Consider the following 16,529-nt stretch of genomic DNA (forward strand, 5'->3'; position numbering starts at 1 on the left):
TCCAGTTACTGGGACGGCGTCAACCGCGTGCGGAGGGCAAGGCCTCCTGCGGATACCATTTGATTGCTGACCTTGCAGTTGTACGTGTCTGCAAGGCGGCCGACCGTCATCGACCCGGAAGGGGGCCGCTCGCGTGAGTGTGCTCGACGAGATCATCGAAGGGGTCCGCGAAGACCTTGCCGAACGGCAGGCCCGCGTGAGCCTCGACGAGCTCAAGGAGCGTGCCGCCAAGGCGCCCCAGGCCAAGGACGGCGTCGCCGCGCTGCGCGGTGACAGCGTCAAGGTGATCTGCGAGGTCAAACGCTCCAGCCCGTCCAAGGGCGCGCTGGCCGCGATCGCCGATCCGGCCGGGCTCGCCGCCGACTACGAGGCGGGCGGTGCGGCGGTCATCTCCGTCCTCACCGAGCAGCGCCGCTTCGGTGGCTCGCTGGCCGACCTGGAGGCCGTCCGCGCCCGCGTGGACATCCCGATCCTGCGCAAGGACTTCATCGTCACGGCGTACCAGCTGTGGGAGGCCCGGGCCTACGGCGCCGACCTCGTGCTGCTGATCGTCGCGGCCCTGGAGCAGGAGGCCCTCGTCTCCCTCATCGAGCGGGCCGAGTCCATCGGCCTCACCCCGCTCGTCGAGGTCCACGACGAGGAGGAAGTGGAGCGCGCCGTCGCCGCGGGCGCCAAGATCATCGGCGTCAACGCGCGCAACCTCAAGGACCTCAAGGTCGACCGCTCCACCTTCGAGCGCGTCGCCCCCGAGATCCCGGCCCACATCGTCAAGATCGCCGAATCCGGCATCCGCGGTCCGCACGACCTGATCGCCTACGCCAACGAGGGCGCCGACGCCGTCCTGGTCGGGGAGTCCCTGGTGACCGGCCGCGACCCGAAGGCGGCCGTGGCCGACCTCGTCGCCGCCGGAGCCCACCCCGCCCTGCGCCACGGGCGGAGCTGACCGCTCCCATGGCCCGCCACCGCCCCTCCGTCAGCACCCGACCCGGCCGCCGCGGCCCGGTCGGCGTGCCGACGGCCCACGCGCCCCTGGCGCGCGGCTGCCGCCCCCGCGGCTGCCGCGCCCCGGCCCGGCGCGTGCACGGGCGGCGGGTCCGGTACGTGATCGGCTCCGAGCCCGGTCAGGTCAACGGCATGCGATGGCGCCGCGGAGTCGCGTCGTAACGAGGGCCCCGAAGCGGGCGGTACGAGACGTACCGTGCCGCGTCGCGGTGGTCCCGTACGGCCCGCTGCCGGGCCCCGAGGGCCTCGGGCGGCGGCTCTCCCGTCCCGCCGACAGCGCCGACCGGCCGGGCCCCTCGCGGGCCCGTGCGGTGCGCGTGTCGCGGACGGGCGGCGCAATACGGTGAAAACCACTCGTCGCATCCCGTTCCGTAGGAGCACTGGTATGTCCAGCCAATTCTTCATCCCGGACCCCGAGGGTCACGTTCCGAACGCCGAGGGCTACTTCGGCGACTTCGGCGGCAAGTTCATCCCGGAGGCGCTCGTCGCCGCGGTGGACGAGGTCGCGGTCGAGTACGAGAAGGCCAAGGGCGACCCGGCCTTCGCGGCCGAGCTGAACGACCTGATGGTCAACTACACCGGACGCCCGAGCGCCCTCACCGAGGTCCCCCGGTTCGCCGAGCACGCCGGCGGGGCGAGGATCTTCCTCAAGCGCGAGGACCTCAACCACACGGGCTCGCACAAGATCAACAACGTGCTGGGCCAGGCGCTGCTCACCAAGCGCATGGGCAAGACCCGCGTCATCGCCGAGACCGGCGCCGGCCAGCACGGCGTGGCCACCGCCACCGCCTGCGCGCTCTTCGGCCTCGAGTGCACCGTCTACATGGGCGAGATCGACACCCAGCGCCAGGCCCTGAACGTGGCCCGGATGCGGATGCTGGGCGCCGAGGTCATCGCCGTGAAGTCCGGCTCCCGGACCCTGAAGGACGCCATCAACGAGGCGTTCCGCGACTGGGTCGCCAACGTGGACCGCACCCACTACCTCTTCGGCACGGTCGCCGGCCCGCACCCCTTCCCGGCCATGGTCCGCGACTTCCACCGGGTGATCGGCGTCGAGGCCCGCCGCCAGATCATCGAGCGCGCCGGCCGGCTGCCCGACGCCGTCGCGGCCTGCGTCGGCGGCGGCTCCAACGCCATCGGCCTCTTCCACGCCTTCATCCCCGACGCCGAGGTCCGCCTGGTCGGCTTCGAGCCCGCCGGGCACGGCGTCGAGACCGGCGAGCACGCCGCCACGCTGACCGCGGGCGAGCCCGGGATCCTGCACGGCTCCCGCTCGTACGTCCTGCAGGACGAGGAGGGCCAGATCACCGAGCCGTACTCCATCTCGGCCGGTCTGGACTACCCGGGCATCGGCCCGGAGCACTCGTACCTCAAGGACACCGGCCGCGGCGAGTACCGCGCGGTCACCGACGACGCCGCGATGCAGGCCCTGCGCCTGCTCTCGCGCACCGAGGGGATCATCCCGGCGATCGAGTCGGCGCACGCCCTGGCCGGCGCCCTCGACCTGGGCAAGGAGCTGGGCAAGGACGGCCTGATCGTGGTCAACCTGTCCGGCCGCGGCGACAAGGACATGGACACGGCCGCCCGGTACTTCGGGCTGTACGACACCGACGGTGAAGTCGCCGACAACGAGTTCTCCGAGGGGGACGACAAGTGAGCTCCACGCACGGGCGCGGCAACATCGAGCTGCTGGGCGCCACCCTCGCCAAGGCGAAGTCCGAGGACCGCGCGGCCCTCGTCGCCTACCTCCCCGCGGGCTTCCCGACCGTCGACGGCGGCATCGAGGCGGTCAAGGCCGTCATCGCCGGCGGCGCGGACGTCGTCGAGATCGGCCTGCCCCACAGCGACCCGGTCCTCGACGGGCCGGTCATCCAGACCGCCGACGACATCGCCCTGCGCGGCGGAGTCAAGATCGCCGACGTGATCCGGACCGTCCGCGAGGCGCACGAGGCCACCGGGGCCCCGGTCCTGGTCATGACGTACTGGAACCCCATCGACCGGTACGGCGTCGAGCGGTTCACCGCCGAGCTGGCGGCGGCGGGCGGCGCCGGCTGCATCCTGCCCGACCTGCCGGTCCAGGAGTCCGCGCTGTGGCGCGAGCACGCGGACAAGCACGGCCTGGCGACCGTCTTCGTCGTGGCCCCCAGCAGCAGGGACGAGCGGCTGGCCACCATCACGGCGGTCGGCTCCGGCTTCGTCTACGCGGCTTCCCTGATGGGGGTCACCGGCACCCGCGCCTCGGTCGGCGCCGAGGCGAAGGAGCTGGTCGGGCGGACCCGCAAGACCACCGACCTGCCGGTCTGCGTGGGCCTGGGCGTCTCCAACCCCGAGCAGGCCAGGGAAGTGGCCGGCTTCGCGGACGGCGTGATCGTCGGATCGGCCTTCGTCAAGCTGCTGCTGGACGCGCCGGACCTGCCGGCCGGGCTGGCCGCCGTACGGTCGCTTGCGGGCGAGCTTGCGGAAGGCGTACGCAGGAGCTGACGCAAAGCGCACACCCGAACGGGTTCTGTAGCCCGATCGGGTGGAAGTGGGAGCGGGGAGGCACGCGAGTGCCTCCCCGCTTCGTTTGGCCGAACGTGAGCGAGAAGAACGACGGTGCGAACCGCGATGCGACGAAACGATCGGCCCGCGAGCGACTCCAGGCGGAGCGCGACCGGCAGAAGGCCCGGGACAGGCGTCGGCGGACGCTCATCGTGTCGGCGGCGGTGGTCGGCGTACTCGGCCTGGCCGCCGTCGTCGGTCTGATCGCGGCCAACACCGGCAAGGACGGCGGCGGCAAGGCGGGTCCGGTGGTCGCGCCCTCCGGAGCCACCGGCAAGGACGCGCTGGCCATCCGGACGGGCAAGGACGAGGCCAAGTCCACCCTGACCGTGTGGGAGGACGTCCGCTGCCCCGCCTGCAAGGCCTTCGAGGACAACTACCGGGACACCATCCACGACCTCGAGGCCAAGGGGTTGCTCAAGGTCGACTACCACCTGGTCACGCTCATCGACGGGAACATGGGCGGCAGCGGCTCGCTGAAGGGCGCGAACGCGGCCGCCTGCGCGCAGGACGCCGGCAAGTTCGCGGCCTACCACGACCTCCTCTTCCAGCAGCAGCCGCAGGAGGTCGACGACGCCTACGGCAAGAACGCGAAGCTGCTGGAACTGGCCGGCCAGGTGGACGGGCTGGACACCCCCGCCTTCCGCAAGTGCGTCGAGGACGGCACGCACGACAGCTGGGTGGGCAAGGCCCACGAGGCCTTCCGGGCAGGAAACTTCCGGGGCACGCCGACCGTGCTGCTGAACGGCAAGGACATCTTCTCCGACAAGGCCAATCCGCTGACCCCGCAGAAGCTCAAGGAGCAGGTGGAAGCGGCGGCCGGGGCCTCTGGCGGGAGCGGCGGCAAGGCGGGCGACTCAAGCGAGGGCGACGCCAAGGAGGGCGACGCGAAGGAGGGTGACGCGAAGGCCGGGGCGAAGTCCTCCCCGTCGGCCGGCGCGAAGACCCCGGGCGCGACTCCCGGGGCGAAGGCCTCGCGGGGGTCGGCGGCGGCGTCGAAGTCGCCCGCGAACAGCGGACCGGACGGCTCCGCGGGGAACTGAGCGACGCCCGTGCCGTGTGTTGATTCGGTATCGGCTTGCCGGGCGGGTTGCGGTGTGCACCGCCCGGCAGGGTAGCGTCGGCTCTGCCATGGACATTGCTTACATCCCCAGTCCGTCGACCGGCGTGATCCATCTCGGACCGATCCCGCTGCGCGGCTACGCGTTCTGCATCATCATCGGCGTCTTCGTCGCCGTCTGGCTCGGCAACAGGCGGTGGGTCGCGCGCGGCGGAAAGCCGGGCACGGTCGCGGACATCGCCGTGTGGGCGGTGCCGTTCGGCCTGGTCGGCGGTCGCCTCTACCACGTGATCACCGACTACCAGCTCTATTTCGGCGAGGGCCGCAACTGGGTCGACGCCTTCAAGATCTGGGAGGGCGGCCTCGGCATCTGGGGGGCGATCGCGCTCGGCGCGGTGGGCGCCTGGATCGGCTGCCGGCTGCGCGGCATCCCGCTGCCGGCCTGGGCGGACGCCCTCGCCCCGGGCATCGCGCTGGCCCAGGCCTGCGGACGCTGGGGCAACTGGTTCAACCAAGAGCTCTACGGCCGGGCCACCGACCTGCCGTGGGCGGTGGAGATCAGCGCCGGCCCGAACCGGGACGCCGGCACCTACCACCCGACCTTCCTGTACGAGTCGCTGTGGTGCATCGGCGTCGCGGTCCTGGTCATCTGGGCCGACCGCCGGTTCAAGCTCGGGCACGGGCGGGCCTTCGCCCTGTACGTGGCCTCGTACTGCGTGGGCCGCGGCTGGATCGAGTACATGCGGGTCGACGAGGCCCACCACATCCTGGGCCTGCGGCTGAACGTGTGGACCTCGATCGTGGTCTTCGTCCTGGCCGTCGTCTACTTCGTCCTGTCGGCGAGGCTGCGGCCGGGCCGCGAGGAGGTCGTCGAGCCGGACCGCTCCGGCGCCGACGGCGAGAAGGACCCGGCTGCGGCCGACGCGAAGGCCGCCGTCGAGGCGAAGGCCGCCGGGGACGAGTCCTCCGGCACCGCCGGGGCCCCGGCGAAGAAGGCCGTCCTGACGAAGGACGAGCCGGCCGACGCCGCTCCGTCCGCGGAGCCGGACGCGGCCGAGGCCCCGGAGGCCAAGAAGCTCTGACCGCAACGGTCGTACGGGGGGTCGCGCACCGCGCGGCCCCCCGTTGCCATGCCGGCCGCAGCACGGCCGGCCCGGCCGGGGTCCACCCGTGGCAGGCCGGCCGGCTGCGGGAGGCGGACCCCGGGAGGCGGACCCGCGGCAGGGGGCCGGCCGTGGTTACCGCCCGGCCATCCGCGCGGCGAGCGCAAGGGTGCGGTGGGCGGCCGCCACCACCGCCGGGTCGACGAAGCGCCCGTCCGGCAGCGCCAGCGCCCCCGGCGTGGCCCGGGCCGCCGTCAGCACCTCCTCCGCCGCGGCCACCTCCGCGGCGGCCGGCAGGTAGGCCCGCTCGATCACCGGCAACTGCCGCGGATGGATCGCGGCCCGGCCGAAGAAGCCGAGGGCACGGCCCCGCGCGCAGGAGACGGCCAGCGCCTCCAGGTCCCGGATGTCCGGGAACACCGACTGGGCCGGCGGAGCCAGCCCGGCCGCTCGGGCCGCCACCACCACCCGGGACCGGCACCAGTCCAGGCCCGGCTCCGCGCTGACGGCCAGGTCGGCCCGCAGGTCGGCCTCGCCGAGGGAGAGCCCGCGCAGTGCGGGGTGCGCACGGGCGATCTCGAAGGCACGCTCCACGCCCAGCGCCGATTCGAGCAGGGCGTGCAGCCCGACCCCGCCGGTGCGGTCGGCGGCGGCGATGACCTGCTCGGGTGAGTTGATCTTGGGCAGCCGCAGGCCGGCGAGGCCGTGCAGCCCGCAGAGGGCGGTCAGGTCGGCCCCGCCCCAGGGGGAGTCGAGCGCGTTCACCCGGACGTGGACGGGCAGCGGGGGCCGCTCGCGCAGGAGCTCGGCGGTGGCGGCGCGGGCGTACTCCTTGCGGGAGACGGGTACCGCGTCCTCCAGGTCCACGATGACCGCGTCGGCCCCGCAACCGAGGGCCTTGGCCACCACCGCCGGGCGGTCGCCCGGCGCGTACAGCCAGGTCAGGATCACAGCGCCCCCTCCGTGCGCAGCGCGCAGATCTCGGCCCCGGTCAGGCCCAGCTCGGTCAGCACCTCGTCGGTGTCCGCGCCATGGGGACGGCCGGCCCAGCGGATCCCGCCGGGGGTCTCGGAGAGCCGGAAGAGGATGTTCTGCATCCGCAGCGGGCCGAGCTCCGGGTCGTCGATCTCGGTGACCGTGTCCAGGGCGGCGAACTGCGGGTCGTCCATCACGTCCCGGACGTCGTAGACCAGGGCCACGGCCGCCTGCGCCTCCTCGAAGGCCGCGACCACCTCCTCGGCCTTGTGGCGGGCGATCCAGCCGCCGACCGCCTCGTCCAGGACGTGGGTGTGGGCGGCCCGCCCCGAACCGGTGGCGAACCAGGGCTCGGTGATCAGCTCCGGCCGCCCGACCAGGCGCAGCACCCGCTCGGCGATGGACTGGGCGGAGGTGGACACCGCCAGCCAGCGGCCGTCCGCACTGCGGTACGTGTTGCGGGGGGCGTTGTTGGTGGAGCGGTTCCCGGTGCGCGGCTGGACGTAGCCGAGCTGGTCGTACCAGAGCGGGTGCGGGCCGAGCACCGTGAGGATCGGCTCGACGATGGCCAGGTCCACGACCTGGCCGTGGCCGGTGCGGTCGCGGCCCGCGAGGGCGGTCATCACCGCGTAGGCCGTGGTGAGCGCGGCGATCGAGTCCGCGAGCCCGAAGGGCGGCAGGGTCGGCGGGCCGCCCGGCTCCCCGGTGATCGCGGCGAAGCCGCTCATCGCCTCGGCGAGGGTGCCGAAGCCGGGGCGGTGGGCGTACGGGCCGTGCTGGCCGAAGGCCGTGACCCGGGCCAGGACCAGGCGCGGGTTGACGGCCGAGAGCTCCTCCCAGCCCAGCCCCCACTTCTCCAGGGTGCCGGGCCGGAAGTTCTCGACGACCACGTCCGCGGTGGCGGCCAGCCGCAGCAGGGTGTCGCGGCCGCCGGGGGTGGACAGGTCGAGGGTGACCGTCCGCTTGTTCCTGCCGAGCAGCTTCCACCACAGGCCGATGCCGTCCTTGGCGGGGCCGTGGCCGCGGGAGGGGTCGGGGCGGCCGGGGTGTTCGACCTTGACGACCTCGGCGCCGAAGTCGCCGAGCAGGGTGGCGGCCAGCGGCCCGGCGAACAGGGTGGCGAGGTCGAGCACGCGGAGCCCTTGCAGGGGCCCGTTCCCGTGCCCGTGCCCGTGCCCTGGCCGGGCGTCGACGGGGTGGTCCGTCGGGCCGGGGCCGGAACCGGGCAAGACCGGCCCGGGTTCGGGGGTCCCGTGGGCGTCCCGGCCGTGTGCCTCGCCGGTGGGAGGGCGGGGTCCCGGGCCCGGCGCCGTGCCCGGTGCCGGGTCGGGGCCTACGGGAGGGCTGCCGGCGCCGGCCCGGGCCGCGTCGGGGTTCACGAGGGGGCTCCGGGGGTGGGGGTGGCTTCGGGGCCGTTCCCGGGTGTGCGGGCGGGGCCGGGGGCGGTGTCGGGGGCCCGCGGCGTCCTCGTATCCCGCCCGGCCAGGGCGAAGGCGTCGGTCTCGGCGCGGGTCGGCATCGAGTCCTGGGCACCGGGCCGCTGCACGGAGAGCGCCGCCGCCGCCGATGCCCAGCGCAGCGCCCCGGGCATCGGACGGCCCTCGCCGAGGGCCACGGCGAGGGCGCCGACGAAGGTGTCCCCGGCGGCGGTGGTGTCCACGGCCCGGACCCGGGGCGCGGGCACGGACAGGGGTTCGCGGCCGCGGGCGGCGTACAGCACGCCGGCCGCGCCGAGGGTGACCACCACCTCGGGTACGGCCTCCAGCAGGGCCGCCGCGCACCGGCCCGGGTCGGTGAGCCCGGTGAGGGCGGCGGCCTCGTGCTCGTTGGGCACCAACAGGTCGGTGACGGCGAGGAGTTCCGCGGGCAGCGGCTGGGCGGGGGCCGGGGTGAGCACCGTACGGACACCGTGCGCGCGGGCGGCGACGGCGCCGGCGAGGACGGCCTCCAGGGGGAGTTCGAGCTGTAGGAGCAGGGCGTCGGCGGCGGCGATCCGGGTCTCGTCGCCCGCCTCCAGGCCGGTGACGCGGCCGTTGGCGCCGGGGATGACGATGATGCTGTTGCCGCCCTCGTCGTCCACCGTGATGTGGGCCGTGCCGCTGGCGCCCTCGGCGGTGCGCAGGCCCGCGGTGTCGATCCCGTCGGCGGTGAGCGCGGAGCGCAGCCGTACGCCGAACTCGTCGGCCCCGACCGCGCCGATCATCACCACCCGCGCGCCGCAGCGGGCGGCGGCGACGGCCTGGTTGGCCCCCTTGCCGCCGGGGATGGTGCGGAAGGCGCGCCCGGTGACGGTCTCCCCGAGGCGGGGGGCCTTGGGGACGTAGGCGACGAGGTCCATATTCGTACTGCCGAGCACGGCGATGGCCGTCATGAGCGTGCTGCCTCCTGTGTGGTGAGCCGGTGGGTGAGGTGGGCGAGGGTGTCGAAGCCGATGCCGTCGAAGCCGGGGACGGAGGTGGCGAGGCGGTTTCGCAGGGGCGCGGCCCAGCGGTGCGGGACCTCTCCGGTGATCAGCGCGCAGAGGGCTCCCGCGGTGGCGCCGTTGGAGTCGGTGTCCCAACCGCCGGACACCGTACGGCAGATGGAACGGGTGAAGTCGCCGTCGGCGTGGGTGAGGGCGGCGGCGATCAGGGCGGTGTTGGGGACGGCGTGCACCCAGTGGTAGTGGCCGTAGCAGGCATGCAGTCGGTCGACGACGCGGTCGAAGTCGGCCTCCTCGTGCGCGGCCCGGATCCCGTCGCGGACGGCCGCGGCGAGGCGGGAGCGGGGCGGTACGACGTCCAGCCCGGCCCGCAGCGCGGTGTGCACGTCGGCCCGGCCGGTGGCGGCGGTGGCGGTGGCGGCGGCGACGAAGAGGGCGGCGTAGACGCCGTTGCCGGTGTGGGTCAGGGCGGCGTCCCGGTAGGCCTGGGCCGCGGCGGCGGCCGGGTCGCCGGGGTTGGTCCAGCCGTGGACGTCGGCGCGGATGAGGGCGCCGATCCACTCGCGGAACGGGTTGTGGTGGGTGGCGGTGGCGGGCGGCTCCAGCCCGAGGAGGAGGTTGCGGTAGGCGATGCGCTCGGCGGTGAAGGTGCGCCCGGCGGGCAGCTCGTCGAGCCAGAGGCGGGCGACGTCGGCGGTGGTGAAGTCCTTGCCGTGCCGCTGGAGCAGGAGCAGGCCGAGGAGGGGGTAGTTGAGGTCGTCGTCCTCGGGCATGCCGTCGATGTTCTCGGCGAGGGAGGTCGGGGCGGAGCGGCGGTTCCAGGGGTGCGCGGCCAGCAGCTCGGGCGGGACGCCGCGGGCGGTGAACCAGTCGTCCAGCGGCCAGTTCCCGGCGGCCCGGGCCAGTGCCCGGATCCCGGCGAGCGGCAGCTTCTCGACGGGCTTCCCGAGCAGGCACCCGGCGGCCCGCCCCACCCAAGCGGCCTCCAGCCTGCGGCGCAGGGCGGGGTCGGACGGGGCGGCCTCCAGCCTGCGGCGCAGGGCGGGGTCGGACGGGGCGGCGCCGAGCCCCTGCCCCCGGGCGGGCCCCGGAGCCGGGCCCCACGGGCGGGGGGTCTGTCGGTGGGGGGTTGCGGGGGCACCGGTTGCCGTGGGGGGTGTGGGGGGCGGCGGTGGGTCGGGCTCGGTGGGGTGGGGGGCCTGTCGGTGGGGGGTTGCCGGGGCACCGGTTGCCGTGGGGGGTGTGGGGGGCGGCGGTGGCTTGGGCTCGGCGGGGTGGGGGGTCTGCCCGTGGGAGGTGGGGCCTGCCGCTGTGGGGGCGGGTCGCGTCGGGGGGCGTGCCGCGGAACGGGCGGGGCCGCCTTGCGGGGGCCGGGCGGCCTGGGCCGGGGCGGAGGCGGGGGTGGCCGGCTGGGGTGCACCGGGGCCGGCCGGGGGCCAGGTCGCGCGGATGGCGGGCCAGGGCTGCGGTTCGTCGGCGGCCGTCGGGGAGGGGAGGGCGGCGAGCTCGTCCAGCAGGCGCGCGGCCAGCGCGCGGAGTTCCGGCGGGGCCGGAGTGGGGGAGGCGCCGGCCCGGGCCGGCGCCGGGTGGCCGCCCGCGGCCAGCCAGGCCCGCGACGCGGGCCCGGGGTCCCGGCCGTCCTCGGCCGCCTGCCGGAGCTCGTGCCCGACGAGGTCCTCGGGCTGCGCCCAGGTGACCCGCACCGGCCGGTCCGCCGCGGGGTGTGCGTCGTCGGCTGGGGTTGTGGGTGGTGGGGGTGGGTTCGTGGCGGGTGGTGGGGACGGGTTGGCGGGGGCGGCGAGGTCTTGCGGCTGCGGCCGGGTGGGCTGCGCCGGCCGGTCCGCCGCCGGGTGTGCGCCGTCGGTGAGGTCTTGGGGTTGCGGCCGGGTGGGCCGCGCCGGCCCGCCCGCCGCCCGGATCACGCCGCCGGGGCGGGGCGGGGTCGGCTGCGGCCGGGTGGGTCGTGCCGGTTCGGCCGGAGGTCGGCTTCCGCCGTCCGGGGGCTTCGCCGCAGGCGTGGGGCGGGGCGCGGTCATGGGGCGGTGGTGAGGGTGGCGAAGGCCGACTCGTGGGTGCGGCGGCGCGAGCGGTCCCGGGCGAAGACCTCGCGCGCCACGGCGGCCAGCGCCCCGGCGGGGGCGTGCAGGTCGAGGCGGCTGGCCTCGGCGACCTGCTTGGACCAGGCGGCCGGGATCACCGGCTCCCCGCCCAGGGCCCCGGCGATGGCCCCGGCCATGGTGGCGGTGGAGTCGCAGTCCCGGCCGTAGTTGACCGCGCCGAGTACGGAGGTCTCGTACGCCCCGTCCGCGATCAGCAGCATCCCGAGCGCGATCGGGAGCTCCTCGATCGAGTGCAGGCGGGAGGGGCGCCGCGCGCCGAGGGAGGGGGCGCGGTAGTCGGGGCCCACCGTGTCGTACGGGGCGACCGCCGCCCGCAGCGGGGCCAGCGCCGACTCGAAGTCCCGGTGCCGGGAGGCGACTTCCGCGACGGCCGCGATGGCCGCGCGCGTGCCGTCCTTGGCCAGTCCGAGCACGGTGTCCACCACGGACCCGGCCGTCGCCCCCGGCAGGCACGCGGCCGCCACCGCCGCCGCGAACACCCCGGCGGCCTCCCGCCCGTACGAGGACTGGTGAGCCCCGGCGATGTCCAGGGCCTCCGCGTACGCGCCCGCCGGGTTGCCCGCGTTGACGATGCCGACGGGGGCCATGTACATCGCCGCGCCGCAGTTGACGATGTTGCCGTTGCCGGCCTCGCGCGGGTCGACGTGTGCGTAGTGCAGCCGGGCCACGATCCACTTCTCGGCGAGGAAGATCCGCTGGAGCGGGAGGGCTTCGGCCTCCAGCTCCGGGATCCACCGCGGGTTGGTCATCAGGTCCGGCACCAGGTGCTCGGCGACCGCGTAGGCGTCGAGGTGGTCCCGTACCGCCTCGTAGACCCGTACCAGGGCGTGGGTCATGAGGGTGTCGTCGGTGACGTGCCCATCTCCCTTGTGGTACGGGGCGATCGGGCGGGCCGTGCGCCAGTCCTCGTGCCAGGGGCCGACGATGCCGTGCACCCGGCCGCCGTGCCGTTCCACGATCTGGTCCGGGCTCCAGCCCTCCACCGGGCCGCCGAGCGCGTCGCCGACGGCGGCCCCGACGAGGGCGCCGGCGGCCCTTTCCTCCAACGTGAGCGTCATGTCTGAATCATCCCTTGTGCGAGGTGAGTTCCGTGCGAGCGAGGAGCGCGGCGAGTTCCACGAGATCGGTGCCGGCGAGGCGGGGGAGGGCGCAGCCGGACAGGGTGCGGCAGGCCTCCCGCCAGGCGGCGGGGATCGAGTCGCCGCCGCCGAGGGCGCCGGTGAGGGCGCCGGCCAGGGCGGGGGCGGAGTCCGCGACGCGGGACAGGCAGGCGGCGGCCGGGACGGCCTCGGCCGCCTTGCCGCGGGCGGCGGTCGCGAGGGCGAGGGCCACGGGGACGGTCTCGGCGGCGGCGATGCCGTAGCTGTAGACGTGGTCCACGATCTCGTGCTCGAGGGTGGGGACGATGGCGAAGGCGCCGCCGCCGCCCGTGTGGGCGCGGGCGAGCTTGACGGCGTGCCGGGCGTTGCGGCCGATCTCGGTGGCGGCGGGGAGCTGCGCGAGCGCGGCCTCGACGGCGGTGTCGACCCCGGCGCCGGCCAGGGCCGCCGCGAGGGCGGCGGCCATGGCGCGGGCGCCGTGGACTCCGTCGCCGTCCTGGGTGTAGCGGGCGTCGAACTCGGCGAGGTCCGCCGCCGCGTCCGGGTCGCCGGGGTGGACGACGGCGAGCACGCAGGCGCGGACGCAAGCGGCGTCGTCGAAGAAGTGCGGGTTGTCGTGGCCGGTGGCGGGCGGGCGCAGGCCGGCGGCGAGGTTGCCGAGGCCGGCGCGGACGGAGATCCGGGCGCGCAGGGGCAGGACGGCGGACTCGACCTCGGGGGCGCGTTCCGCCGCGGCGGCGACCTCGGAGGCGAGGGCGTTCCAGGCGAGGTCGATGGCGGCGCGCATGCGGCGGGACCGGGAGAGGTCGCTGAGCAGGACTCCGGAGGCGGTGAGCACGGACTCGGCGACGAAGGCGGCCCACTCGGCGTCGTCGGAGGGGCCGAGGCGCAGGGGCTCGGGGGGCTGGTTGAGGGCGATGGGGACGGGGAGGGTGGTGGTGGCGTTCTGCTCGGCGAAGGTGTCGAGCTCGCGGGTGAGGCGGCGGGTCCACTCGGGCATCCGGCTGGCCCGGTGCCGCGCGGCGGGCCACCCGGCCGCGTCGCCTGCGGCGAGCCCGAGGAGCAGCCCTTCGATCCGCCGGGCCGGGGGCGGGGGGCCCGGCGGAACCGCCAGGCCGGCCGTACCGGCCCGGTCCGGCGCGACCACCAGACCGGCCGTACCGGCCCGGTCAGACGCGACCGCCAAGCCGGCCGTACCGGCCCGGTCCGGCGCGACCGCCAGGCCGGCCGGGTACGCCGCCTCCACCAGGCCCACCGCGTCCGCGGGGCCCGCATGCGTCGGCGAACCGACCAGACCGACCGCCCTCGCCGGACCGGGCGGGTGGACCAGCCCGCCGGAGACCGCCGGGCCGAGGCCCGTGCGGCTGACGGGGCGGGCCGGGCCGGCCGGGTCGGCCAGGCCGGCCGGGGTCGGCAGGTTGAGGGCTGCCGGGGCGACAGGGTGGGTCGGGATCGGGGGGTTCGTCATGCCGACCGAGTACGTCGCCTCCGCCAGGCCCGCCGCGTCCGAGGGGTCCGTGGGCCTCGGTGGGGTGGCCGGGCCGGGCCGGGTCGCCGGGGCGAGGCCCGTGGGGCTGACGGGCTGGGTCGGCGTCGGCGGGTTCGCCAGGACGAGCGGGTTCGTCGGGCCGAGGCCCGTGGGGCTGACCGGCTGGGCCGGCCGCGGCGGGCTTGCCAGGACGGCCGGGTTCGCTGGGCCGAGGTCCGTGGGGCTGGCGGGGCGGGCCGGGGTGGCCGGGTTGGTCAGGTCGGCCGGGTCGGCCAGGCCGGCCGGGGTCGGCAGGTTGAGGGCTGCCGGGGCGGGGGGGTTTGCCGGGGTGGGGGCCGGCGGGGCGACGGGCTGGGGCGGCGTCGGCGGGTTTGCCAGGACGGCCGGGTTCGTCGGGCCGAGGCCCGTGCGGCTTACGGGGCGGGCCGGGCCGGTCGGGTCGGCCAGGCCGGCCGGGGTCGGCAGGTTGAGGGCTGCCGGGACGGGGGGGTTTGCCGGGGTGGGGGCCGGCGGGGCGACGGGCTGGGGCGGCGTCGGCGGGTTCGCCAGGACGGCCGGGTTCGTCGGGCCGAAGTCCGTGGGGCTGGCGGGGTGGGCCGGCCTCGGGGGGCTTGCCAGGGTGGGCGGGTTTGTCGGCGGCGCTTCGGATGGCGGCGGCGGCGGGGTCGGGGGCTGGGTTTGCGGGGAGGGGGTCGGGGGCTGGGGGTCCGGGGTGGGGTTGTACGGGGACGGGGTCATCTGGGGGCCTCGTATTCCGGGGTGAGGAGGTCCGCGATGTCCAGGACGTGGTAGCCCCGCATCGAGGGCAGGCAGCTGCCGCGGACCGGGCCGATCGCCGAGGACCACTCGGCGGGGACCGCGGCGGCTCCGGACAGGGCGCCGGACAGCGCGCCGGCCACCGCCGCGGTGGTGTCCGCGTCGCGGCCCATGTTCACGGCGGTCAGGACCGAGGAGGGGAAGTCGCCCCCGCAGGCGGCGAAGGCGCCGAAGGCCAGGCCCACCGCCTCCGGGGCGAGGTCCGTCCAGGGGTAGCCGCCGATGACCACGGCCGAGCGCACCGCCCGTTCGCCGCGCGGGGCGGCGGTGACGGCCCGGCGCAGGGACCGGGCCGTCCAGGAGTCGGCGGGGATCACCGACAGGGCCGCGGCGATCACCGACGCGGGCCCGGCGCCCGCCATGGCCGCCGCGACGCCCGCCGCGACCGCCTGGCCGCCGTAGATGCCCTCGCCGTCGTGGCTGACGCAGCCGTCGATGGCGACGAGCCGAGCGGCCTCCGCCGGGCGGCCCGCCGCGAAGACCCCGAACGGCGCCGCCCGCATGGCCAGGCCGTCGGACCACGCGTGCCGGTGCTGGGCCGAGATGGGGGCCGCCAGGCCGCGCCGCAGGTTCTCGAGGGTGCCGCGCTCGGAGAAGCCCGCGCCCCGGAAGGGGCCCTCGTCCAGGTCCGCGATCCAGTGGTGCCAGGCCCGCTCCACATGGGACACGGTGAGCGCGGACCCGTGCCGGGCCAGCAGCAGCCCGGAGAAGATCGCGTACTCGGTGTCGTCCGTGCCCGCCGGATCCTCCGACACGAAGCCCTCGATCCGGCCCCACTTCGCCCGGATCTCCGACGGCTTCATGTTCTCCGCGGGGGCGCCCAGCGCGTCGCCCACCGCGAGCCCCAGAAGAGCGCCCCTGGCCCGTTCGAGGAGGACCTGCGGATTGCATGCAATCAGCTCCATGGCGCGCCTCTCCATTTGATGGGACTCATATTGAGCCCTTGGGGGATTTGTGCCATGTCATGACGTTTGTCGCTCGTCGCGAAACACCCCCCGCACACCGTCGTCACCCGGTCGCCGACCCGCAAAACCGCAGGTAAGTACGGCCTTCCTTGCTGGCGGGGAGCTGAATTCGTGCGTAGTTTCGAGGTGTTCCGAGGGAGCGGGACACCGTATGACGCTCGTTCGCACAAAAGGGGAGATACACCGCATGTCCATCATCGACATCGAAGCGCCGCTGCACACCGCGCACCGCGACAACCACACCCACCGTGACGTCAACGGTGGATGGCTGCGTCCGGCCGTCTTCGGCGCGATGGACGGGCTCGTCTCCAACCTGGCCCTCATGACCGGCGTGGCCGGCGGCGCCGTCGCCCCGCACGCCATCGCCATCACCGGCCTGGCGGGCCTCGCGGCCGGCGCCTTCTCGATGGCCGCCGGCGAGTACACCTCCGTCGCCTCGCAGCGCGAGCTGGTCCTCGCCGAACTGGACATCGAGCGCCAGCAGTTGCGCAAGCACCCGGTCGACGAGATGGAGGAGCTGGCCGAGCTCTACGTCTCGCGCGGCGTCGAGCCCCCGCTCGCCCGCGAGGTGGCCATGCAGCTGTCCCGCGACCCCGAGCAGGCGCTGGAGATCCACGCCCGCGAGGAGCTCGGCATCGACCCCGACGACCTGCCCTCGCCGCTCGTCGCCGCCGTCTCGTCCTTCGGCTCCTTCGCGCTGGGCGCGCTGCTGCCCGTACTGCCGTACCTGCTCGGAGCCGCCTCGCTGTGGCCCGCGGTGCTGCTGGCCCTGGTGGGCCTCTTCGCCTGCGGCGCGATCGTCTCCCGGGTCACGGCCCGGTCCTGGTGGTACAGCGGGCTGCGCCAGCTCGCCCTCGGTGGCGCGGCCGCCGGTGTGACGTACATCCTGGGAACCTGGATCGGCGGAGCCATAGGCTGACCGGGCAGGGAGTGAGA

The 16,529-nt window shown here is 75.6% G+C and carries 14 protein-coding genes; 7 read left to right on the forward strand and 7 right to left on the reverse strand.

Features of this window, described 5'->3' with window-relative positions:
- The first annotated feature begins 133 nt into the window (after positions 1 to 133).
- The 6 genes from trpC to lgt all read left to right on the forward strand — a co-directional run bounded on the left by trpC (position 134) and on the right by lgt (position 5,685).
- Positions 134 to 943, forward strand: coding sequence for an indole-3-glycerol phosphate synthase TrpC (trpC, locus tag AB0D66_RS11245; RefSeq protein WP_362300112.1), 810 nt, complete (start codon positions 134 to 136; stop codon positions 941 to 943).
- Between the two features lie 8 nt (positions 944 to 951).
- On the forward strand, positions 952 to 1,164 hold the full coding sequence (locus AB0D66_RS11250) for a tryptophan synthase subunit(beta) (RefSeq protein WP_362300115.1): 213 nt from the start codon (positions 952 to 954) through the stop codon (positions 1,162 to 1,164).
- A gap of 223 nt (positions 1,165 to 1,387) precedes the next feature.
- Positions 1,388 to 2,659 (forward strand): tryptophan synthase subunit beta, encoded by a 1,272-nt coding sequence (trpB, locus tag AB0D66_RS11255; protein ID WP_362300118.1) that lies wholly within the window; start codon positions 1,388 to 1,390, stop codon positions 2,657 to 2,659.
- Positions 2,656 to 3,483 (forward strand): tryptophan synthase subunit alpha, encoded by an 828-nt coding sequence (gene trpA, locus AB0D66_RS11260; protein WP_362300121.1) that lies wholly within the window; start codon positions 2,656 to 2,658, stop codon positions 3,481 to 3,483. Before trpB ends, trpA begins: the two co-directional genes overlap by 4 nt.
- Positions 3,484 to 3,578: 95 nt before the next feature.
- Entirely contained in the window at positions 3,579 to 4,586 is a 1,008-nt protein-coding gene (locus tag AB0D66_RS11265; RefSeq protein ID WP_362300124.1) for a thioredoxin domain-containing protein, read from the forward strand.
- An 88-nt stretch (positions 4,587 to 4,674) separates the two neighbouring features.
- A complete protein-coding gene (gene lgt / locus AB0D66_RS11270; protein ID WP_362300127.1) occupies positions 4,675 to 5,685 on the forward strand; it encodes a prolipoprotein diacylglyceryl transferase in 1,011 nt (336 codons plus the stop codon).
- 156 nt (positions 5,686 to 5,841) lie between these two features.
- Here lgt and AB0D66_RS11275 read toward each other — a convergent pair whose 3' ends face one another.
- The 7 genes from AB0D66_RS11275 to AB0D66_RS11305 form a co-directional block, all read right to left on the reverse strand.
- Complete coding sequence (locus tag AB0D66_RS11275; RefSeq protein ID WP_362300130.1) at positions 5,842 to 6,657, reverse strand: CoA ester lyase; 816 nt, start codon at positions 6,655 to 6,657, stop codon at positions 5,842 to 5,844.
- On the reverse strand, positions 6,654 to 7,829 hold the full coding sequence (locus AB0D66_RS11280) for a CoA transferase (protein ID WP_362300353.1): 1,176 nt from the start codon (positions 7,827 to 7,829) through the stop codon (positions 6,654 to 6,656). Before AB0D66_RS11280 ends, AB0D66_RS11275 begins: the two co-directional genes overlap by 4 nt.
- A 227-nt stretch (positions 7,830 to 8,056) precedes the next feature.
- A complete protein-coding gene (gene rbsK, locus AB0D66_RS11285) occupies positions 8,057 to 9,052 on the reverse strand; it encodes a ribokinase (protein ID WP_362300132.1) in 996 nt (331 codons plus the stop codon).
- Positions 9,049 to 10,806, reverse strand: a complete 1,758-nt coding sequence (locus tag AB0D66_RS11290) for an ADP-ribosylglycohydrolase family protein (RefSeq protein WP_362300135.1) — start codon at positions 10,804 to 10,806, stop codon at positions 9,049 to 9,051. The genes rbsK and AB0D66_RS11290 overlap by 4 nt, the downstream gene beginning before the upstream one ends.
- 329 nt (positions 10,807 to 11,135) lie before the next feature.
- On the reverse strand, positions 11,136 to 12,281 hold the full coding sequence (locus AB0D66_RS11295; protein ID WP_362300138.1) for an ADP-ribosylglycohydrolase family protein: 1,146 nt from the start codon (positions 12,279 to 12,281) through the stop codon (positions 11,136 to 11,138).
- Positions 12,282 to 12,288: 7 nt separating this feature from the next.
- Entirely contained in the window at positions 12,289 to 13,437 is a 1,149-nt protein-coding gene (locus tag AB0D66_RS11300) for an ADP-ribosylglycohydrolase family protein (RefSeq protein WP_362300356.1), read from the reverse strand.
- 1,109 nt (positions 13,438 to 14,546) lie between these two features.
- Positions 14,547 to 15,533: an ADP-ribosylglycohydrolase family protein gene (locus AB0D66_RS11305; RefSeq protein WP_069919851.1), complete on the reverse strand. Its 987-nt coding sequence runs from the start codon at positions 15,531 to 15,533 to the stop codon at positions 14,547 to 14,549.
- Positions 15,534 to 15,780: 247 nt separating this feature from the next.
- On the opposite strand from AB0D66_RS11305, the gene AB0D66_RS11310 reads away from it, so the two are divergent.
- On the forward strand, positions 15,781 to 16,512 hold the full coding sequence (locus tag AB0D66_RS11310; protein ID WP_362300141.1) for a VIT1/CCC1 transporter family protein: 732 nt from the start codon (positions 15,781 to 15,783) through the stop codon (positions 16,510 to 16,512).
- Positions 16,513 to 16,529: the final 17 nt, after the last annotated feature.

The sequence above is a fragment of the Streptomyces sp. NPDC048270 genome (assembly GCF_040652335.1).
GTDB lineage: Bacteria > Actinomycetota > Actinomycetes > Streptomycetales > Streptomycetaceae > Streptomyces.